The organism is Pararhizobium sp. (assembly GCF_965279435.1).
Classification (GTDB): Bacteria; Pseudomonadota; Alphaproteobacteria; order Rhizobiales; family Rhizobiaceae; genus Pararhizobium.
In genome coordinates this window covers 2023399-2043529 of the sequence record NZ_CBDIHY010000003.1, presented here as the reverse complement: position 1 = coordinate 2043529, position 20131 = coordinate 2023399, and the positions used below count along the sequence as shown (strand labels likewise).

At 56.5% G+C, this 20131-nt stretch carries 16 protein-coding genes and 4 pseudogenes; 16 read left to right on the top strand and 4 right to left on the bottom strand.

Annotated features, from left to right (window positions below):
* Positions 1 to 144 precede the first annotated feature (144 nt).
* The gene (mntR, locus tag ACQY8Q_RS15490) at positions 145 to 594 is read left to right on the top strand and encodes a manganese-binding transcriptional regulator MntR (RefSeq protein WP_428427384.1); all 450 of its coding nucleotides are present in this window, start codon (positions 145 to 147) and stop codon (positions 592 to 594) included.
* Here the strand turns inward: mntR and ACQY8Q_RS15485 are convergent.
* On the bottom strand, positions 591 to 1469 hold the full coding sequence (locus ACQY8Q_RS15485; protein ID WP_428427383.1) for a DMT family transporter: 879 nt from the start codon (positions 1467 to 1469) through the stop codon (positions 591 to 593). The two genes, mntR and ACQY8Q_RS15485, sit on opposite strands and share 4 nt — an antisense overlap.
* 172 nt (positions 1470 to 1641) lie before the next feature.
* Positions 1642 to 2727 carry a calcium:proton antiporter gene (locus ACQY8Q_RS15480; protein WP_428427382.1) on the bottom strand — a complete coding sequence of 362 codons (1086 nt, stop codon included), beginning with the start codon at positions 2725 to 2727 and terminating at the stop codon, positions 1642 to 1644.
* Positions 2728 to 2954: 227 nt separating this feature from the next.
* Here ACQY8Q_RS15480 and ACQY8Q_RS15475 point away from each other — a divergent pair, with 227 nt between their 5' ends.
* The 4 genes from ACQY8Q_RS15475 to ACQY8Q_RS15460 all read left to right on the top strand — a co-directional run bounded on the left by ACQY8Q_RS15475 (position 2955) and on the right by ACQY8Q_RS15460 (position 5827).
* Positions 2955 to 3620, top strand: a complete 666-nt coding sequence (locus ACQY8Q_RS15475) for a S24 family peptidase (RefSeq protein ID WP_428427381.1) — start codon at positions 2955 to 2957, stop codon at positions 3618 to 3620.
* A 13-nt stretch (positions 3621 to 3633) separates the two neighbouring features.
* Positions 3634 to 4458, top strand: coding sequence for a thermonuclease family protein (locus ACQY8Q_RS15470; RefSeq protein WP_428427380.1), 825 nt, complete (start codon positions 3634 to 3636; stop codon positions 4456 to 4458).
* 53 nt (positions 4459 to 4511) lie between these two features.
* Positions 4512 to 4922, top strand: a complete 411-nt coding sequence (locus ACQY8Q_RS15465; protein WP_428427379.1) for a tellurite resistance TerB family protein — start codon at positions 4512 to 4514, stop codon at positions 4920 to 4922.
* A 92-nt stretch (positions 4923 to 5014) separates the two neighbouring features.
* Positions 5015 to 5827, top strand: coding sequence for a sterol desaturase family protein (locus tag ACQY8Q_RS15460; RefSeq protein ID WP_428427378.1), 813 nt, complete (start codon positions 5015 to 5017; stop codon positions 5825 to 5827).
* Positions 5828 to 5843: 16 nt separating this feature from the next.
* Here ACQY8Q_RS15460 and ACQY8Q_RS15455 read toward each other — a convergent pair whose 3' ends face one another.
* Complete coding sequence (locus ACQY8Q_RS15455; protein WP_428427377.1) at positions 5844 to 6716, bottom strand: transporter substrate-binding domain-containing protein; 873 nt, start codon at positions 6714 to 6716, stop codon at positions 5844 to 5846.
* 93 nt (positions 6717 to 6809) lie between these two features.
* Here ACQY8Q_RS15455 and ACQY8Q_RS15450 point away from each other — a divergent pair, with 93 nt between their 5' ends.
* The gene (locus ACQY8Q_RS15450; protein ID WP_428427376.1) at positions 6810 to 8711 is read left to right on the top strand and encodes a glycosyltransferase; all 1902 of its coding nucleotides are present in this window, start codon (positions 6810 to 6812) and stop codon (positions 8709 to 8711) included.
* A gap of 41 nt (positions 8712 to 8752) precedes the next feature.
* On the opposite strand, the gene ACQY8Q_RS15445 is transcribed toward ACQY8Q_RS15450, so the two are convergent.
* Positions 8753 to 9037, bottom strand: a complete 285-nt coding sequence (locus ACQY8Q_RS15445) for a hypothetical protein (RefSeq protein WP_428427375.1) — start codon at positions 9035 to 9037, stop codon at positions 8753 to 8755.
* 95 nt (positions 9038 to 9132) lie between these two features.
* On the opposite strand from ACQY8Q_RS15445, the pseudogene ACQY8Q_RS15440 reads away from it, so the two are divergent.
* The 10 genes and pseudogenes from ACQY8Q_RS15440 to ACQY8Q_RS15395 all read left to right on the top strand — a co-directional run.
* Positions 9133 to 9462: pseudogene (locus tag ACQY8Q_RS15440) on the top strand (IS5-like element IS869 family transposase); the annotation flags it as partial.
* 114 nt (positions 9463 to 9576) lie between these two features.
* Positions 9577 to 10603 (top strand): annotated as a pseudogene (gene istA / locus ACQY8Q_RS15435) (IS21 family transposase).
* Positions 10600 to 10887 (top strand): annotated as a pseudogene (locus ACQY8Q_RS15430) (ATP-binding protein); the annotation flags it as partial. The pseudogenes istA and ACQY8Q_RS15430, both read left to right, overlap by 4 nt.
* Positions 10888 to 10986: 99 nt before the next feature.
* Positions 10987 to 12108, top strand: a pseudogene (locus ACQY8Q_RS15425) (IS3 family transposase).
* Positions 12109 to 12306: 198 nt separating this feature from the next.
* A complete protein-coding gene (locus tag ACQY8Q_RS15420) occupies positions 12307 to 13365 on the top strand; it encodes a capsular polysaccharide biosynthesis protein (RefSeq protein ID WP_428427374.1) in 1059 nt (352 codons plus the stop codon).
* A gap of 280 nt (positions 13366 to 13645) precedes the next feature.
* On the top strand, positions 13646 to 14776 hold the full coding sequence (locus ACQY8Q_RS15415) for a nucleotidyltransferase family protein (protein WP_428427373.1): 1131 nt from the start codon (positions 13646 to 13648) through the stop codon (positions 14774 to 14776).
* An 81-nt stretch (positions 14777 to 14857) separates the two neighbouring features.
* Positions 14858 to 17491 (top strand): CDP-glycerol glycerophosphotransferase family protein, encoded by a 2634-nt coding sequence (locus tag ACQY8Q_RS15410; RefSeq protein WP_428427372.1) that lies wholly within the window; start codon positions 14858 to 14860, stop codon positions 17489 to 17491.
* Positions 17488 to 18537, top strand: a complete 1050-nt coding sequence (locus tag ACQY8Q_RS15405) for an N-acetylneuraminate synthase family protein (protein ID WP_428427371.1) — start codon at positions 17488 to 17490, stop codon at positions 18535 to 18537. Before ACQY8Q_RS15410 ends, ACQY8Q_RS15405 begins: the two co-directional genes overlap by 4 nt.
* A complete protein-coding gene (locus ACQY8Q_RS15400; RefSeq protein ID WP_428427370.1) occupies positions 18534 to 19181 on the top strand; it encodes an acetyltransferase in 648 nt (215 codons plus the stop codon). Before ACQY8Q_RS15405 ends, ACQY8Q_RS15400 begins: the two co-directional genes overlap by 4 nt.
* Before the next feature lie 5 nt (positions 19182 to 19186).
* Positions 19187 to 20128: a GNAT family N-acetyltransferase gene (locus ACQY8Q_RS15395; RefSeq protein ID WP_428427369.1), complete on the top strand. Its 942-nt coding sequence runs from the start codon at positions 19187 to 19189 to the stop codon at positions 20126 to 20128.
* Positions 20129 to 20131: the final 3 nt, after the last annotated feature.

The following is a 20131-nucleotide window of genomic DNA, read 5'->3' as shown; positions in this document are numbered from 1 at the left end:
TTCATCGATCTTGCTTTTTTCAGCAAATGAAAAGGCACGAAGGACGGGAATGTGGAGGACGGGATAAATCATTATGAAAAATCCATCCCCGTGTTATGAAACTTCAAAACGCAACCTTAAGAAACTTGAGAGGATACCGCCCCCTTGCCGCGCCGCCCTGTTCCCCGCACGGACCCGCTCCCAGACGCGGACATTCATTCCGAGGGCTTCCGGCAGACCCGCGAAGCACGGCGGGGCGCGCTGATCGAGGATTATGTCGAGCTGATCGCCGACCTGATCGAGGATGGCAACGAGGCGCGGCAGGTGGATATCGCCGCCCGCCTTGGCGTGGCGCAGCCAACAGTTGCCAAGATGCTGGCAAGGCTTGCCGCCGAAGGACTGGTATCGCGCAAGCCCTATCGCGGCGTGTTTTTGACCGAGGCCGGCCAGAAGATGGCGCTTGAAAGCCGGGTCCGCCACCAGACCGTCGAAGCCTTCCTGCGTTGCCTGGGCGTCAGCCCGGAAACGGCCCGCATCGATGCCGAGGGCATCGAGCATCACGTCAGCGTCGAGACACTGGAAGCGTTCCGCCGATTCATCGACAAGACGGCCTAGCCGGCCCGCAGCCGCCGCCCAAAGCGTTCGCCCAGAATGATGATGATGCCGGCGGAAAAGATAAGGGCTGCGCCGGCAAAGACCTGGGTCGCGGGAATATCGCCCCAGATCAAGAATCCGAGCCCGAAAGCCCAGATCAGCGACGAATATTCGAACGGCGCCAGCATCGAGACCGGCGCCCGGCGCATGCCCTCGAACAGCGCATATTGTGCGATACCAGCGATCAGCCCCGTGCCGACCATCAGCGCGACATCCAGAAGGCTTGGTGTAACCCAGGTGACAATGACGGCAATGCCGGTGAACAGGATGAAGAAGCCGCTCGACAGCGTCATCTGCACCAGCGTCACCTCCTGCATCGCAGTCTTGCGCAAGAGTACCGTCGAAAACGCCCAGAACACCGCTGCCTGTAACGCCAGCCAGACCGGCAAAGACAGTTTCATGCCGGATCCCAATGGATCGGTTGCCACGAGCACCCCGATGAAGCCGATGATAACAGCGATCCAGCGAAGCGGTGGCACATCTTCTTTCAGGATCGGCACGGCGAGAATGGTGATCAGGATCGGTGCTGCGTAATAGATCGTCGTCAACTCGGCCAGGCCCAGATCGCGGGCGGCGGTATAGTAGGACAGCCAAGCGGCCAGCAGCAGCAGGTTGCGCAGGATCATCGGCTTGAGAACCGGCGAATGCAGCGAGCGGACAAGCAGCGGGCCACGGCCGATGGCGGCACAGATCGCAAAGATCGTCACGCTGCGCACGAATAGAATCTGCCAGACCGGCAGCGCCACCACCAGCCATTTGACCGAGGCGTCCTGCAGCGTGAACAGGAAATAGGAAAAGATCGTCAGCAGAATGCCTGAAAGCACGGAGGTATTCACGGAGGGCTCCCAGCGGACTGCACAAATCGTGCGCAGCTTGTGATATCGTGCGGCACGCGGACAAGGAAGAGGCATGACATTGAGACGTGTGGCGAAAAATGGGGGCACCACCCGAAAATTATACCAGTAGCGCCGCCGTCAAACCTGCGCGTCTACCCCCCGAATATCCTGCCTAAAGACCAAGAAATGACAGCATGACGAAGGTGGCGAACAGCACGAAATGGGTCATGCCCTCAATGGCATTGGTTTCGCCATCGTTGAGGTTGATGGCCGCAACGATCAGGGTGATCGTCACCATCACCGTCTGCACCGGCGTCATCGCCATGATGAAGGGCTGGCCGGTATAGAGCGCAATCGCCTCCATCACCGGCACAGTCAGAATGACGGTCGAGAGCGAGGCACCGAGCGCGATGTTGACGACGGCCTGCATGCGGTTGGCAAGCGCTGCCCGCATCGCCGTCATGATCTCCGGCGAGGCTGAAATGGCCGCCACAACGATCGCCGCCAGAACCGGCGGGGCACCGGTGCCCTTCAGGCCGGCCGTCAAAAGGCCCGACATGATTTCGGCCAACGCGCCGATGATGATGATGCCGATGATCAGGATGGTTATGGATACAGAAACCGGCTCGTTTTCCGACGGATGCTTTTCCCCGCCTTCGCGCTTGGGATAGCTGTAGCTAAAGAAATAACTGTGCACGCCCACCTGCATTTTCAGGAAGACCGCATAGAGTGTCACCATCGCGACGATGGTGAAACCGGAATAGAAGTGCCATTTGGCCTCCGGAACAAATTCCGGCACGATCATCGAGATACCCATCGCCGTCAGGATCATGACGCTGTAGGTGCGGCTGGAATCGTCGTTATAGGATTGCTCGCCGTGCTTCAGGCCGCCCAGCAGGGCTGCAAGGCCAAGAATGCCGTTTATGTCGAGCATGACGGCGGAATAGATCGTGTCACGCACCAGGGTTGGCGAAATCTCTTCGCCGCTCATCATGATCGCCAGGATGATCACCTCGACCAGCACCGCCGATAGCGTCAGGATCATCGTGCCGTAGGGATCGCCGACCTTAGCGGCCAGCACCTCGGCATGATGGGCGACGCGCAGCGAAGCGAGCACGATGGCAAAGACCAGTATAGCGGCACCGGCAAGAGCTGCCATCTGCCCCGCTTGAAGCAGCGCATGTTCGAGCAGAAAGCCGGCGGCAGCAAAAACAAGCGCGACGCCCAAGAGCATTTCGGACTTCAAAAGTGTCAACACGTGCGGCGCCTCGCAACCAGCGGAATAAGGTTCAGCGAAGTATAGGCGGCATGCGACGCATTTCAATCGGACCGGCACGATCGCACCGGACAGAAGACAGGATTATTTTCCTTTCGCACTTTACGGCAACACAGATTCTCGCTAATCTCTGCAGCTAAACAATCAAGACAGCAAGAAGCCAGAACACAGGAAAGCGTCACGCTTCACCGCTTGCAGGATGCGCAACGATGTTTTCACATGACCGGATCTGGAGTGCGATCGATGCGCTCGCCGAGCGGCATCAGCTATCCCCTTCAGGCCTTGCCCGAAGGGCCGGACTCGATCCGACCTCTTTCAACAAGTCCAAGCGCCATTCCGCCGATGGCCGCGAACGCTGGCCGTCGACGGAATCGATCGCCAAGGTTCTTGACGCGACCGGCTCGACGATCAACCAGTTCATGGATTTCCTGCTCCCGGGGCCAGCTTCCGGAGCGTTGCCGGAGGGTGCCTTTCCGCCGCAGGCCGGCTCCATTCCGCTGCTCGGTTTTGCCCAGGCCGGGGCCGGTGGCTTCTTCGACGATGGTGGTTTTCCCGCCGGCCAAGGCTGGGATGTCGTCGAGTTTCCGGCAGCCCCCGGTACCAAGGCCGGCGTCTACGCCCTGGAAATTCAGGGCGACAGCATGTTACCGCTCTATCGCGACGGCGATGTGCTGATCGTCGAACCGGGCGCGCAGATCCGCCGCGGCGACCGCGTGGTGGTCAAGACTATCGAGGGCGAAGTCATGGCCAAGGTGCTGGTGCGCCAGACGCCGCGCAGCATCGAGCTGCTGTCGCTCAACCCGGAACATCCCAACCGCACATTCGACCTCAGCGACGTCGAGTGGATCGCCCGCATCATCTGGGCCAGCCAATAGGACGGTTTTCCTGATGAAGCGGCATCTGCTCACCATCGGCGGCGGCCTCGCCGGAATTGCCCTGACCGTCGCCCTGCTGGTAACCGGCGCGTCGGTGATCCAGGGACAGCAAAGCGCCGATGTACCCGATTTCGCAATGGAAACACCTGATTTGGCCGATGTGCCCGATCTGAGCGGCGACGGGATGAATGCTGCGGAAGGCGGAACCGATGAGATCATGCCGGTCAATCCGGCATCCGGAATTCCCGACCCGCAGGCCGTTCGCGATATCGCGCCCGAAAAATTTGCCCTGCCGCAGGATGTGACGGCGCAGCCGCTGGAGCGCATCGAACCCCGCACGCCGCTGTCACAGCCTGTTGCGCGGCCGGAGCCCGTGCCGTCTGTGCTGCGCCATCCCATTGCCCTGTCGGCAGGCCTGATCCAGTTCGGCGACCGGCTGCTGCAGCTCGACGGGATCGAGCCGGAAAAGGCGGATCGCATCTGCGGCGAAACCGGCAAGACATGGCCCTGCGGCGTGGTGGCCAAAACTGCGTTCCGCAATTTCCTGCGGGCCCGCGCACTTTTATGCACCGTCCCGAAGAACGGCTGGCAGGGAACACTGACCGCCACCTGCAGTATCAACGACACCGATCCCGCTGCCTGGCTTGCCGAGAATGGTTGGGCAAATGCGCCGGCAGGATCGCCCCTCGCAGGTAAGGTCGCCAGTGCACGGCAATCCCGCCTCGGTTTTTTCGGTGACGATCCGCGCGATTTGAGCACAGCACCGCCACTGCCGGATGACATGCAGCTTCCCGGCGACGCGGATCCCAGCATTGATATGACCGATCAGGACTTGTAGGCCACGCTGACGGTTCATACTTCACAACACCGGCACAACAACACGGATATCCCATGCCTGACACCATGAACCATCATGAAGCCCTCATCTACGTCATGGTGATGATGTCGGCTGTCGATACCGCCATGACCGATGCCGAACTGGAACGCATCGGCAGGCTGACCAGCTTCCTGCCCGTGTTTGACGGTTTCGACCATGACCATCTGATGCATGCGGCCCGCGAATGCACTGCTCTTCTGGACGGTCCGGAGGGGCTGGACATCGCACTTGAAGTCGTGCGCGAAGCTCTGCCCCCGCGTCTCTACGACACTGCCTATGCGCTGGCAGTCGAGATTGCCGCCGCCGACTTTTCCATCGCCCAGGAGGAAATCCGGCTGCTACAATTGTTGCGCGACCGATTTGGACTGGACAAACTGACCTGCGCTGCAATCGAGCGCGGCGCCATGGCCCGTTTCCGCAAGTGAAGGGAGCGGATTTCCGCTTCACGCCAAAGTGCGTTCACCCTCGATCACCGTCCCGATAGACTGGCCGCCTGCGGAGCGAGGATGGGGAACGTATGACGGTACAGATATTCGGCTTTGGCGAACCGGTCTGGCGCCTGACCTTCTTTGCCGCAATCTTCCTGTCGCTTGCCGCACTCGAACTGGCGCACCCCCGGCTGGAGCGCCCGGAACTGGTGCGGGCGCTGAAAGCACGGCGCTGGTTCACCAATCTATCCATCCTCGTCCTGTCGTCGCTGACGCTGCGGATGATCTTTCCGGCGGCGGCCACCGGTGTCGCGCTCTACGCAGACGCGCACGGATATGGGCTTTTACCGATGCTCGGGCTACCGCCATTCGTCAGTGGTGTGCTCGCCTTCGTCATTCTCGATTTCGCCATCTGGCTCGAACATCTGATCTTCCACAAGGTGCCGCTGTTCTGGCGCATCCACCGGGTTCACCATGCCGATACCGGGCTGGACCTGACGACGGCGCTTCGCTTCCACCCGCTGGAAATCCTGCTGTCGGTCCTGTGTAAATCGGCCGTCATCCTTTCGATCGGCGCACCTCCGATCAGCGTGCTGATCTTCGAGATCGTGCTGAATGGCGCCGCGATGTTCAATCACGCCAATCTGAAACTACCTGCCCGCGTCGATGGCCTGTTGCGCCGGCTGATCGTCACGCCGGACATGCACAGCATCCATCATTCCGCTGCACCGGACGAGACCGATACCAATTACGGCTTCAACCTGTCCCTCTGGGACCGGTTGTTTTCGACCTACCGCGAGCGCTCGAAACTCTCGCCAGAGGCGATGCGGATTGGGCTTGCACAGTATCCCAACCCTTCGCCTGCCAGGCTCTTCTGGTCGCTGTTGCTGCCGTTTCGATAGGCCGCTTGATTTCAGATCAATAAATCCCGGCCGGGAAATAGCGCAGGTAGATCTCGTTTAGCCGGCCCTTGCGGGACAATTCCAGCAGGGCGTGGTCGATCGCCTGCGTCAGTGCCGAATCGCCCTTGCGGTTCATGATTGCCAAGCCCTCACCCAGGAAGCGTTGCGAGAAATAGGCGCCGTCGATCAACGCGCAGCAACCGGCAGCATCGCTGCCCGCCGTCCAGAACGACAATTGCATGCCGTCTGAAAACACTGCCGCAACGCTCCCCTGTTTCAGTGCGGCCAGCATGGCGTCGCGGCTTGGAAAAGATTGCGTTTCGAGTTTTGGGAAAAACGCCTTGAGCATCGCTTCATGCGTCGTTCCCGATACGGTGCCCACCGTCTTTCCGGCGAGCGCCGCCACCGAAAGCGTGCTTCCCATCGCCTGGCGGTTGGCTGCAAACCGGGCCGGAAGTTTCATGAATGCCCGCGAAAAGGCAAACCGCTGCCGCAGTTCCGAGCTGGTCCCGATCCCGGCAATGACGGCCTCTCCCTGCCCATCCTCGAGTGCCGGCTGCAGCTCGGCGAAGGTCACTGCCTGGATCTGGCACTTGGCGTCGATTTCCAGCTCCCGACAGATCTCGCGGACCAGATCCACATGGAGCCCGGCAAGCTTGCCCGATTGGTCGATGAAATTGAATGGCGGAAAATCCACGGTGGTCAGGAACCGCAGTCGCGCTAGGCCGCTCAAGTCCGGTTTTGCGATCCGCTCGCGCGCATCGAACAGCAGCGGCAGATCGTGAACCCCATCCGCAGCACGCGATACGGCCGGAAAAGGTGCAACCAGCAACACGCAAAGCGTGAAAATCCCATAAAATTTTAGAGATGCACGGAAAGCGCGTAACATTATGATTATTCCCGGGACGAGATAGGGGATATTGCCGCGGGGCGCGGCAATGGGGTTTTCATGCGGCTGGAAGAATATCCGGACAATACTGGAATGGCTACCGCGAATGAGCCATCGGTCAGGCGATTACCGCCTGATACCGTCGTGGGAGGATTCGCGCCTGCACTGAAGCATGAGGGCCGGTTGCTGCTGCAGATGGGGATCGGCAAACCGTCGATTGCACGGGCAATGCAACGCGCACAGGCGCACGGCACAACCGTCGAGGCCGAGCTGCTGGCATCCGGCGAAATCGACGAAACGATCTATTTCGAGGCCCTAGCGGAAACACTGGGGCTGGACTTCATGCCGTCGATAAATCCTGACCAGGTTCAGGACATCGAAGGGCTCGATAGCCAGATCGCCCGGCCGGAAATCTTGCGGGTCCATCATGCGAGCCGCCCGCCGGTGACCGTGATCGTTCCATCGCTGGACCGGCTTTCCGGGCTTGTAGCACTTTTGCAGCGAACGCCGCTGCTGCGCCCGTCGCTCGCCGTATCAACACCGTCAGCGGTGCGCGATGCCACGTGGCGGGCGGGCAGCCAAAGGCGGGTTTCAGCGGTGACGCGCGCGCTGTTCGAGACCGCGCCGCTCCACAGCGCCCGCATTACGTTCTGGGGCAAGCAGGGTTTTTACGCCGGCATCATGCTGTGCGCGATGATCGCGGCGGCAGTGGTTGTGCCGCTGATCAGCCTGCTGATCCTGCATATCGTGCTGACACTGTTCTATCTGGCCAATTTTCTGGTACGGCTCTACGCGCTCGGCTGCTCCATGCTGCAAGACGGCGGAGAGCGGCGGCCGCAACCACCGGACGACGGCCAGCCGCTTCCGGTCTATTCGGTGCTTGTCGCGCTTTACAAGGAAGAAAGCGTCGTGGCGCAGCTCGTCCAGGCACTCGACCGGCTCGACTGGCCGCGTTCGCGGCTCGATATCAAGCTGATCTGCGAGGCGGACGATGCAGCCACCATCGCGGCACTGCAGGCGTTACCGCTGGGGCACGAATACGAGATCGTGCTGGTTCCTGTCCACCAGCCCCGCACCAAGCCGAAGGCGCTTAGCTATGCCCTTCCCGGCGTCCGAGGCACGTATGTTACGGTCTATGATGCAGAAGACCGGCCACATCCCGAACAATTGCGCGAGGCCCATGCTGCCTTTATGGCCGCACCACCACAGGTGATCTGCCTGCAGGCGCCGCTGATCGTCACCAATGCACGGCAATCCTGGTGGAGCGCCTTGTTTGCGCTGGAATATGCCGGGCTGTTTCGCGGACTGCTGCCGATGCTGTCCCTGACCGGCCTGCCCCTGCCGCTCGGCGGCACATCCAATCATTTTCGCACGATGGAGCTGAGAAGGATCGGCGGCTGGGACCCCTACAACATGACGGAGGACGCTGATCTCGGGTTGCGGCTCTACCGGCTCGGTTACGGCTCGCGCGTCATCTTCAAGCCGACGCTGGAGGAGGCTCCGATTTCGCGATCCGTCTGGCTCGGCCAGCGCACGCGCTGGTTCAAGGGCTGGCTGCAGACTTGGCTGGTGCTGATGCGCAAGCCCGCCCAGCTCAAGGGCGAGATGGGCTGGTCGGCCTTCATCGTCTTCCAGATCCTGATCGCCGGCCTGCTGCTTTCCGCCCTCAGCCATCCCTTCATCGTCGGCTTCCTTGTCTATCTGACATGGCTGATGCTGGATGACGGCACGCATACGGAAGGGTGGCTGACCTTCTGGCTGTTCACCTTCGATATCGTCAATATTTTCGGCAGCTACGCGGTCTTCATCTCGCTTGGGCGAAGCCGGATGACCGTCCGCGAAAAACGCGCCGTCGGCTGGCGCTGGATTTTCGTACCAATCTACTGGCTGGCCATGTCCTTGGCCGCCTGGAGAGCCCTGCTAGAGTTGCAGACCAACCCCTTCTCCTGGAACAAGACGCCGCATGTTCCCGTCAGCGACCACATGGAGAGCTGACGTCGCCGGGCGTTTAGACGCTGGATATCCACCGCCGCGGTCTATTGGGCGGGAGGCTTTTCTCCGAGGAAATGCAGCGTGTCACCTTCCACCGGTGGAGCATCGATGTCGAGGGGCGGCTCCTCCGCCGGCGTGAACACCTCATCCTGGTAACGCTTCAGGATACGCTCAACCCGGTCATAACGTATCATGACCGCGATGATCTCAGGCAGCATCCCCTCGCGGAATTCATTGGTTGCGCTGAAGAATTTGAACTCGTTCGCCAACTCATTCTTGAGCTGATCGCGTTCTTCTTCCAAACGCATGCGCTTTGCGGATTTTTCCATGGCCGGAACGGCGCTTCCTAGGCCGCGCACTCATAAACCGGTTTTTCCAATCGGTTTGATTTTGATTCGCTGAAGCCTTGATTTGGAGGCTTCTGATGACCCGTCGCCGGTTTGATCTCACCGAGTTCGAGTGGACTGTTATTCAACCCTTGTTGCCGAATAAGCCGCGCGGCGTGCCCCGGGTTGATGACCGGCGGGTGATCAACGGCATCTTGTGGCGGTTCCGGACAGGCTCGCCCTGGGCGGACGTTCCGGATCGATATGGTCCGTATACCACCTGCTACAACCGGTTCGTGCTATGGCGCAAGGCGGGTGTCTGGGATCATGTTCTGGGCGAGATTTCCAAGGCTTTCGATGGCGATATCGTCATGATCGACAGCTCCTGTGTCCGTGTTCATCAACATGCGGCGACGGGGAAAAAGGGGATCAAGACCGTGGCCGTCGATACCGGATCAATACTCCCCAGAAGTGCCGTTTGAATCTTCCCCAGTTTAGCGTTGTCACCGATACTGCTCTCGATGGTCGAGAGGGGAATGTCGGTGATCAAACTCGGGGAGATAGTCATGATTTTAGATTTACACAGGCAAGGGGTTGCCGGTTTCGGCGATCGCCAGACAGACCAACGTCGATCGCAAGACAATCCGCAAATATATTGTGGATTTCGCCCAGTTTCAGGTCATCTTCACCGATGAGCCTTCAACGCCAAGGATCGTCTGGCTCTTTTCCATGGCGTTGGGCCACAGCCGTCTCATCTGGACTCGTTTCGCTATGCATCAGGATCTGCCGACGGTGCTGCGATGCCCATGTCGCCGCATTCGATACTATTGGCGGTGCTCCGCGCGAGATACTTTACGATCGAATGAAGACTGCGGTCATCGGCGAAGGGGAAACCGGTGGCATTGTTTATAACCGCGCTCTGCTAGATCTTGCCCGCCATTACGGCTTTCATCCAAAGGCCTGCAAAGCATATCGCGCCAAGAGCAAGGGAAAAGGTCGAGCGGCCATTCCGCTATATCCGGGAAGACTTCTTCCTGGCACGCTCGTTTCGCAACCTCGACGATCTTAACAGCCAACTGCGGTATTGGCTTGATACGGATGCCAATCCGCGTGTGCACGCCACAACCCAGCGTGTCCTCATGGAGGCCTTCGCCGAGGAGCGTCATCATTTACGGCCTTTGCCTTTGCCTCTGGCTCCGATCCGATCCGATCCGATCCGTATTGAGACTGGAGCGTAGAATCTCTCAAGACGGAATGGTCAGCGTCGGCGCAAACGCCTACAGCGTGCCTGACGCCACCAGAAGGCGGCTTGTCGAGGTTCATACTCTGGCCAACGAAGTTCAGATCTTCGAGGCCGGCCCCCTCATTGCTGTGCATCCAGCGTTGGAGGGGCGTCATCAGCGCCGCGTCGAACCCGGTCACAGAACGCTTCGCTCACAGCCGCAATCGCGACCGCACGTCAATCAAGATGAGATCATTCTTCATGGATCTGGACACAGAGTCATACAGCGACCGCTTGCCTTCTATGACGCTGTCGCCCGAGCCATGGCGCAGGAGAACCGCACATGAGCACCGCTCTTGAGCCCGTGCCATCGATAATCGACCGCATTCGTCATGATCTTGTCGGCTTGAAGATGCCGCGTGCCCTTGAAACACTCGACCATGTTGTCCGTCGATTGGAACAGGGTGAACTATCGGCTCTCGAAGCAATCGACACCCCTCCTTCCGAAGAGTCGACACAGCGGGAGAACAGTCGCATAAAGACCGCCCTTCGGATGGGACGCCTGGCGACCATCAAAACGCCGACCGGCTTCGATTTCACCTTTCAACCGTCGCTCGACAGAGATCAGATAGTAATCCCCCGGCAATTTTAGCGGGCTTCAAAAGTAGAATTTTCTCGGCAATATGCTCGAGGAGATTTTGATGACGCGAGCAGATTCAGCGAGCCACAAATCCTTGCAATCCTTCGCCAGGCAGAAGGTGGGGTCCCCGTGCCCGGGCTATGCCGGGAACACGGAATGAGCACAGCGTCCTTTTACAAATGGCAATCCAAATACGGCGGCATGGACGCCTCGATGATCAGCCAGATGAAGGCCCTGGAGGACGAGAACCGTCGGCTGAAGAAGATGTATGCCGAGATGAGCATGCAGGCCGATCTTCTGAAGGAGGCTCTTGGAAAAAAATGACGCGGCCATCTACACGCCGGGAGCCTTACGGCAAATGCAAGCATTTGCCTGTCGGCCAAGGGATGGCTGGGAAAGCAGTGGCGCTACGTGGGGTCAGCATTGCGTTGGCCTGCCGTACCTTCGATGTCAGCGAGACATGTTATCGTTACAGCGCAAAGCTGAACGACGAGAACGAGCACGGCGACAAACTGCGTTTGCGCTGAGATCGCCGATCTCCTGATCGGGCTGACGAGGGCGAAGAAGACCTGGGGCTTCGACCTGTGCTTTCTTTCCCTGCGCAATGTCCGGGGACATCGCTGGAACCACAAGCGTGTGTACCGCATCTACCGCGAGCTGGAATTGAACCTCAGGATCAAGCCACGCAAGCGTTTGAAGCGGGACAAGCCCGATGCCTTGACCGTGCCGGAAGCACCGAACCTGGTTTGGTCCATGGATTTCATGGCGGATCGTTTGGAAGACGGTAGGCAATTCCAGCTGTTGAATGTCTTGGACGACTTCAACCGCGAGGGGTTGGGCATCGAGGTGGATTTTTCGCTGCCTGCTGAACGCGTCATCCGCAGTCTGAACCAGATCATCGAGTGGCGCGGCAAACCGTTCGCCATTCGTGTGGATAATGGACCTGAATATGTCAGTGGCAAATTGATGGGATGGGCCGAAACGCAAGGAATTGCCTTGAGCCACATCCAGCCCGGAAAGCCGCAACAGAATGCCTATGTCGAGCGCTACAACCGCGCCGTCCGACATGAATGGCTCGACCAATACATCATTGAAAGTATCGAGGAGGCACAGGAATTCGCCACGCAGTGGCTATGGACGTACAACAATGAACGGCCCAATATGGGCATCGGCGGCATCACACCCGCACAGAAACTGAAAATAGCCGCGTGAATTCTACTGACGAGCCCCGTTAATTGGCGGGGGGATTACCATTCCTTCTGCCGGTCACACCGTGCTCATATGCGACGACTTCAACGAGCGGTGCGCCTGCCAAGGCGGTCCCTAATGAGCTAGCAGTTACAGCTAGGCAAGAGTCCGCGACGATCGGTACGATTGACTTTTGTTGCGCCGCAGATTTAGGCTCTGCGGATGATCAACGCATTTTTCTTCGGCTTTGCCCCTTGGAAGGACTATTTGCAGGCATGGTTTCCGGATCGCCATTGCGTCGTAGTCGGCCGAAAGACGAAAGATATTCTCCTTGGTTGGTGGCTGATTCGAATACTAATGACGCGAAGGGCGGAGGTGTACGTCTGGGGCTTCAAATATCCGAAATTTCTGAAAACCTTCTGCAAGATCTTCGGTATTCCATTTCGTCACATTGAAGACGGGTTTGTGCGCTCCATCGCACTTGGGGCATATGGGAGTGCTCCCGCCTCCCTGACCGTCGATTCCAAGACCTTGTATTTTGACGCGACTAAACCCTCCGATCTCGAAACAATCCTATGCACCTACGACTTCGCTAGCGATAGGGAACTGATGGAAAGAGCCAAGCTCGGCATTCAACTCATCCTCTCGAACCGCATTAGTAAGTACAACCTCGGAAAGAATGGCCAAAGCTCATTTTACGGTGCGAAAAACAAAAAGCGTATCTTGGTGGTGGGGCAGGTCGAAACTGATGCGTCCATTCTCATGGGCTGCGATCGTGCGATAAACAACAATGATCTCGTGCGCTTGGCAGCCGTCGAGAATCCAGATGCCCAGATCATTTACAAACCGCATCCAGAAGTGTTGCACGGCACGCGACCTGGAGTATCAAACCCCGAGGACGTTTCGGCAATTTGTGATATATTGAAGGAGGATATAGCGCCGGCCGATGTTTTTGAAACGGTTGACCACATATACACCATTACCTCACTTATGGGGTTTGAGGGGTTGTTGCGTGGCATAACTGTTACCTGTTGTGGCTCACCGTTTTATGCTGGCTGGGGCGCAACCGACGACCGCCAGAAAAACGAGAGACGTGTCAGAAAGTTGAGCATCGACGAGATTTTTGCTGCGAGCTATCTACTCTATCCTCGATATTTTGACCCGATATCGGGAGCGCCCTCTAGCTTTGAGGCTGTTCTGCTGCGTCTACAGGAATTGCGAAACACTGTTCTTCCCGAAATTTCTGAATCGCCTTTGGATACCAGCGCCTCGGCAGAGTAGACATTCCGAGCCAAAACAGTGCGCCGTTATCAATTCAAAGATACAAGACTTGCCAGAAACCTCCAATGACCTCCGCAAGCCCACCGCCGACCTGGAATTGCACAATCGAAAAGCCTGCTCGTCAGTTCAGCTTGCATCTATTCACTTCTCACCATATGACTTGCCTGCTTGAGGGTAAAGGTACCTTCGAGCACCTAGAAGCGCCGAGTGATGAGACTGTTGCACGGCCCATAGCGTGAAGCCAAGGAATCTTCGGATTCGGCTCCATCGCGGATTTAAAGTGTCGTTTCTGTTGAAGCGTCATCATTTGTCAGAGGATCTGATGCGAGAAGAAATTTCTCTAAAGCCGGTTCTGCATCCAATCGAACGGATACTTGTCCCCGAAAATGCGAGCATACTGGATGCTATCCGCATAATTGATGCCGGAGCACAACAAATCACAATTGCCGTCGACAACGATGGGCGATTACTGGGCGTGATAACCGACGGCGATGTAAGAAGGGCCATCCTTCGAGGAATTGATCTGGCCAGCCCGGCCTCGCAGATTATCAATACCCAGCCGAAGGTATGCAGGATTTCTGCAACGTTTGAGGAGATAGTAAGAACGCTTAACCATGATCGAATCAGCCGGTTGCCTGTGGTTGACGATAAAGGACTCTTAGTAGGATTGTTTCGGGCCGAAGACCTAGTCGCCACCCCGTTCCATCATGAAATCCCGGTGGTTTTGATGGCGGGCGGCCTAGGAACCAGGCTGCGCCCCTTTACCGATAATCTTCCCAAACCAATGATCGACGTTGGTGGACGACCAATCCTTGAACACATTATAAGGCGTTTTGTGAGTCAGGGATTCAAACGTTTCTATATTTCAGTCAACTACATGTCGCACGTCATCAAGGAATATTTCGGCGACGGAAAACTGTTCGGTGCGGAAATCGCATACCTTGAGGAGACGGAGCGGTTGGGCACAGCTGGCAGCCTTCGCCTACTTCCGAGCAACGTTCGGGGGCCTTTTATAGTCATGAATGGCGATCTTCTAACTGCGGCGAATTTCGCTGCTATCGCAGACTACCATCTTGAAACGGGTGCCGATGCAACCATGTGTCTCCGAGAATACACTGTTCAAGTACCTTATGGTGTGGTGGCACAAACTGACGGACGCTTTATTGGTATCGAAGAAAAACCCCTGCATCAGCACTATGTCAACAGCGGCATTTATGTACTCGACGCATCGATTTTGGATTTGTTGCCCGAAAGCGGATATTTCGACATGCCTTCCCTTTTCGATAACCTGATGCAGAAGAACCCTAGCGCTGCTGCGGTATTTCCATTGCGGGAGTACTGGTGCGACATTGGTCAGGTCGCCGATTTGGAACGAGCTCGCAGCGAAGTAGCGAAAATATTCGGTTCTTAAATGCACTTCATCGTTACTCGATCCCTATCTCGTAGGATCTCGCATCCATGGTGCTAAAGCCTCAAAAGGTGCAATAAAAGAATGCGTTCTTTGAAAGAATTTATCAACTACGCCGAGAAAATCGAGCGGGACTTTTCTCACATCTCACTTTATTTATTTCTAAGGCTATTTGGACCACGATTTACGCAGAAATACTTTACCTTTTCTCCAATAGTGCGCCGAACAAAAGCGCGCATACTATGGCTCCATAAACAAATTGTCGCGCGGTTTGGCCAAGAAGCCGCTGATTCTTTTGTATTTGACTATCTGACAGCGAAGCCAAGAGCATTGGACTACGCCATAACCCTGGTCGCGACTGGTGCACACTACCCAAGTACCGACGCGCTCTCGGCCTCGATCACTGCCATCTCGGCCACAGCCAAAAGGAACACTGATAGGTCAATCGCACTCGTGTCAGCCCTTCTTGAACGAGGTGATATCGAACTGGCTCTCGGAGTTGTTGCCGAGTTCAAGGACAATGCTCACCCAGTTTCATTTGTCGACTGGAATTCGCTGGTTCATTCGCTTGCGCCGCGATACCTTTTTGAGACTTCGCCTGCTAAGTCCTGGTCACCTGACAATATGCTTCCAGGACAATGCAAAAGTCGTCTCATTTTGATGGACGAAAAACTTTCACCTGCGGCAATCAAAAGCCTCGCTACAGGGGCGGAGAGAGTTACGCTTCTCCAATATGGGGACCTATATGGCCGGATCGACCTTGAGACGGTTCAGGCCGTTCTTCCGGGCATCGAGATCGCAGTGGAACATGGACGCTCACGAATCGACCGCTTTCAACAGCAATACTTTGATATACATAGGAAAACGCTTGAGGCGGCGGAGGCTTTAAGCAAGAGCTTCATCGAAAACTCCCCCTGGCTTGAACAATTCGTTCCTGGCATTCGGGATTTTGACAAAGACCTTACCCTCGAACTCAGTGATAAACTGTTCTTCAAGGCGCTGCGTATCGAAGCCGTGTATCAAGCGGTAATCGATCCAGCCTTTGATAGCGTCGTTGTATCTTTCGGAGAAAGTTTCGAGCTTTATCGCTTCTTTTTCTCTGATCCAATCCTCTGGCAAAGTTCGCGCATCAAAGGATGTTGCCGGACGCAAAAAATCAAGACCGCGACCAAGTTCTCTTCTCGTATTGCCGAGATGCAACGCCGCGCCACCGTCGGTAGTCGGGATCCAATTCTTGGAGAGATTGCCGCAAAGGAAGATCTAATTGAAATAAATGCTGACCTCGAACCTTCCGCGAAAGTTAAAGAATATCTGGAGTCCGCTGCGAAATCTAACGGAAAAACGACGAGAAGCGATTTGAAGGCCCGGAAAAATATCGCATTTGTTGCTCACGATTCGCGCGCATATATGGGAACATCCGTGCAAATCGCCACACACTTGAACGAGCGGTTTGATGTTGACATCTTGGCTACACAAGGGAACCCAGCTAATCTACAAAAGGCAATTAGGAGCGCTCAAAAGGACCCTTATTTAAGCGGCCCACAGGAAGGCAGGAGCCTGGGGCTGATTAAGGTGTCAGCCAAAGTACCCAGTAAAGTTATCGCCAAGGAGTTTTCCGATGTGTTCCTCCCGGCAGTAGCAGACGCCACCCGACGACTGTTTCTGTCTCACAATGGAGATTTGTCCTTCAGGACGACACTCGATTGCATGCTCACAGAAGGTTTGCCTGAAACGGTCCTGCACGTAATGGGCAATGCGCGCGCAATTGCCACGCATCTTGTCGATCAAAACTATTCCGCGATCGCTATTTCCCCGATCCGTTCGCCTCGCAACGCACAATTCGCGACAATAGCTCGCGCCGTTGGCATCCCCTCCATTGCGATTGAACCGCACTGCCTAACTGCCGCCTACTGCCGCTATGGCACAGTACTCAGCGACTATGCGGCCGTCTATTCAGACTATTTTGCGGAGGAATACGACCGTCATTTTGGAATTCCCCATGGTCGCTGCTACACGTTTGGCTCACCACGGATAATGCGGCCCACTGATTATAGCCCGCTCGATTCACGTAAAGAAGCCCGCAAGAAAATCGGACTCCATGAGGGCGATCCGCCTATCATAGCCTTTGCTACTCAACCAATGCCTGCGGAACATATTTTGGCCGTTTGGCGGATGATTATTCGCGCAGCGAAGGCTCTGGATATGCCGGTGCGCGTCATTCTTAAGAGACACCCAGAGGAGGGTCCTGGCCACATCGAACGTTACCGTCAGATAATCGCAGACGAAAATGCCGGTAACCTTTGCTATGTAGCGGACGTCGACATAAAGGACCTATTGATTGCAAGCGAGGTAGTCTTGACCTGCTATAGTACAACCGCGATAGAGGCTGCGATATTGGAGCGCAATGTCGCTATTGTTAGCCTAGATGGGATAGAATATCCCATGCCTTGGCACGAGGTCTTAGGTGTTCCGTTTTGCACTGATAGTGGCAAGATTTCAGAGTTGGTCTCTGATGTGTTGCTTGCCGGCCCTACGGGAACGACTTGGGTTACCAATTTCAAGGAAGCCAATCCGGAACTATTCGACAATTCCACGTTCAGTCGTCTTGCTGCCATCGTCGATGACGTTGTCGCCAAAGGCCCTCAGGGCATCCGCACTAGTGATGAGCTACCGTCCACACTTTTCGTAACCGCTCCATTTCGCGAGTATCTAGTATGACCAAAACATTCTCAATTGCCGATAAGATTATTGGTGGCAACAACCCCTGCTTCATCATTGCAGAGATTGGCGTCAACCATAACGGCGATCCGCAGTTAGCTGCCAAACTCGTTGATGCCGCGCGCGCTGCCGGGGCCGATGCGGTGAAGTTTCAAACATTCCGTGCGGACCAGCTAGTGGTTCGCGCGACGCCAACAGCTGCCTATCAGAAGGCCAATACCTCCCAGACAGATCAACATGCACTGCTGGCAGCCCTTGAGCTTGATGAATTGGCGCACCTCCGGCTCTTGGAGCAATGCCGTGCTGATGGAATCATATTCCTTTCCTCGCCTTTTGATCTGGAAAGCATCGACATGCTTGACCGGCTTGATGTACCAGCTTTTAAGGTCCCCTCGCCTGATTGCGTCTCGCAGTCTTACTTAGCTTACATGGGGGCTAAGCGGCGCCCAGTCATTTTATCGACTGGCATGTGCGACATGGAGGAAGTCGCTTTTGGCGTCAACACTCTGCGTGAAGCTGGCAGTGAGGATATTGCTCTCTTGCATTGCACGAGTTGTTATCCCGCGCCACTCGACGAACTCCACCTTCGGGTCATTCCCGCGCTTTCCGGCATCATGGGATTGCCTGTCGGCTATTCCGATCACTCTGACGGCATAGCAGTTTCCATTGCGGCCGTGGCTCTCGGCGCGAGTGTCATCGAAAAACACATCACTCTCGATCGTAATCTCCCGGGACCAGATCATAAGGCGTCGCTAGAACCCCATGAATTCGCGGCAATGGTTGCTGGCATTCGCGGTGTGGAAAAAGCACTAGGCAGTTCTGTTAAAGCTCCCCAGCCCTGTGAAATCTCTGCAAGGCAACTCGGGCGGCGGAGTGTCGCCGTCAACCGAGACTTGCCAGCCGGTTACACACTTACCATCGACGACCTCACCTTGTTACGTCCTGGTACCGGCTTGCCCCCTCGCCTAGAGGGCATGCTCCGCGGTCGTGTTTTGGGCCGCCCTGTCGTTGCAAATACCTTACTCACGCTTGAGGATCTAGCATGAGTAACCCTGGCCGATTGATCATTTTGGGAGCTGGCGGTCATGCCAAGGTTGTCGCCGAACTCGCACGTCTAATTGGGTGGCATGTAACGGGCTTTCTGGCACCGGCCGACCAGCGAGGTGCCGAAAATCTCGGTGCTCCCGTCCTCGGTGACGGAATTGATTTGTGCGCGGATTCCTCGTGGGTAGAGCGAAACGACATGTTTCCCGCTATTGGAAAGGATGAAATTCGTTGGCGTGAGTTTGTTAGATTAGCGGCTCTAGGGGCCCGCGTTCCGTCACTAATCCACCCGTCAGCCGTCGTTTCACCGTCCGCGCAAGTGAATGCTGGAGCGGTCGTCATGGCGGGTGCTATCATCCAGGCCGACTGTGTGATTGGTCCAGCGGCTATCATCAATACTGGAGCCCAAGTAGATCATGACTGCCGGATTGGCGCTGGAACTATGATTGCTCCGGGGGCGGTCCTATGTGGACATGTGCATGTCGGAGAGCACGCCTTTGTTGGAGCTGCAGCGGTTATCGTTCCAAATATCCGAATTGGTCGCAATGCGTTTGTCGGAGCGGGAACAGTAGTCGCTACCGATCTACCTGACAGCTCGTATCTCAAAGCCACCCGCCGTGTCTCCCAATTTCCTTCGATGGAGTAAAAGGCGTGATCGCTTTTCGACCTTATGAACCCGGAGACGAGGCCGCGATAACCTCGCTCTTTTGCCGCGTATTTGGCCGGCCGATGAGCATTGAGTTTTGGCGTTGGCGATTCCTCGATCATCCAATGGCTGATCCGATGATCATGCTTGCTTTCGACGACGAAATCCTTGTCGGACACTATGCCGCAAGCCAGGCACCGCTCAATATCGGGGGAGCCGTCCATCCGGCGGGACTGTCTGTTGGGACGATGACTCATCCAGAATGGAGGGGGCAAAAGCTGTTCGAGCGAACAGCGGAGGCCTTGTATGAAACGCTCCCATCCAGAGGGAAGAAGGCGGTTTATGGGTTCCCCAATACCGCAATTCACGCCCTACGTAGAAATAAGGTTGGGTGGGACGACTTCTGTGATGTCGCGAGTTTAGTGCTCGACATCGGTGGACTCCAGTCGGTTCCCGTTGCAGACACTGCCGTAAGAACGGCCTCCCACATCGATGATCGGTTTGGACGTTTCTTCGCGAATATAGCGTCAACGCTTCCGGTCTCCGGACATCGTGACGCGAATATTCTGCGTTGGCGGATCGACCATAATCCCGCGAACACCTATACCCGCCTCGTGCTGGAGGAGGGCACTGAGATAGCGGGCTATGCGTTCACTAAGCCCTACGGGACAGAAATACTTGATCTCGTTGAACTGCGATGCAGCGGCACGGTCGCGGCACGTGCATTGTTAAACACTGTCGTGGCGAACGCTGCAGCCCTCGGGCGCACCAAGATTTCCACATGGTGTTTGCCCCATGACGATCATCGGATCGCTCTCGAAATGGCTGGTTTTAAGGCAACCGCGCCCGTTACCTATTTTGGTGGCCGAACCTTTGCGCCCTTACCAGCCGATTTGACGGATGCACGCTTGTGGCGTCTATCCATGTTGGACTCCGACCTCTACTAAGCG

Excerpts from the sequence above, each read along its gene's own strand:
- ACQY8Q_RS15460 (WP_428427378.1), top strand. The coding sequence starts at position 5,015 with ATGACGGTACAGATATTCGGCTTTGGCGAACCGGTCTGGCGCCTGACC.
- ACQY8Q_RS15405 (WP_428427371.1), top strand. The coding sequence starts at position 17,488 with ATGACCAAAACATTCTCAATTGCCGATAAGATTATTGGTGGCAACAAC.
- ACQY8Q_RS15475 (WP_428427381.1), top strand. The coding sequence starts at position 2,955 with ATGTTTTCACATGACCGGATCTGGAGTGCGATCGATGCGCTCGCCGAG.
- ACQY8Q_RS15400 (WP_428427370.1), top strand. The coding sequence starts at position 18,534 with ATGAGTAACCCTGGCCGATTGATCATTTTGGGAGCTGGCGGTCATGCC.
- ACQY8Q_RS15450 (WP_428427376.1), top strand. The coding sequence starts at position 6,810 with ATGGCTACCGCGAATGAGCCATCGGTCAGGCGATTACCGCCTGATACC.
- ACQY8Q_RS15445 (WP_428427375.1), bottom strand. The coding sequence starts at position 9,037 with ATGGAAAAATCCGCAAAGCGCATGCGTTTGGAAGAAGAACGCGATCAG.
- ACQY8Q_RS15470 (WP_428427380.1), top strand. The coding sequence starts at position 3,634 with ATGAAGCGGCATCTGCTCACCATCGGCGGCGGCCTCGCCGGAATTGCC.
- ACQY8Q_RS15465 (WP_428427379.1), top strand. The coding sequence starts at position 4,512 with ATGCCTGACACCATGAACCATCATGAAGCCCTCATCTACGTCATGGTG.
- ACQY8Q_RS15410 (WP_428427372.1), top strand. The coding sequence starts at position 14,858 with ATGCGTTCTTTGAAAGAATTTATCAACTACGCCGAGAAAATCGAGCGG.
- ACQY8Q_RS15420 (WP_428427374.1), top strand. The coding sequence starts at position 12,307 with ATGATCAACGCATTTTTCTTCGGCTTTGCCCCTTGGAAGGACTATTTG.
- ACQY8Q_RS15455 (WP_428427377.1), bottom strand. The coding sequence starts at position 6,716 with ATGTTACGCGCTTTCCGTGCATCTCTAAAATTTTATGGGATTTTCACG.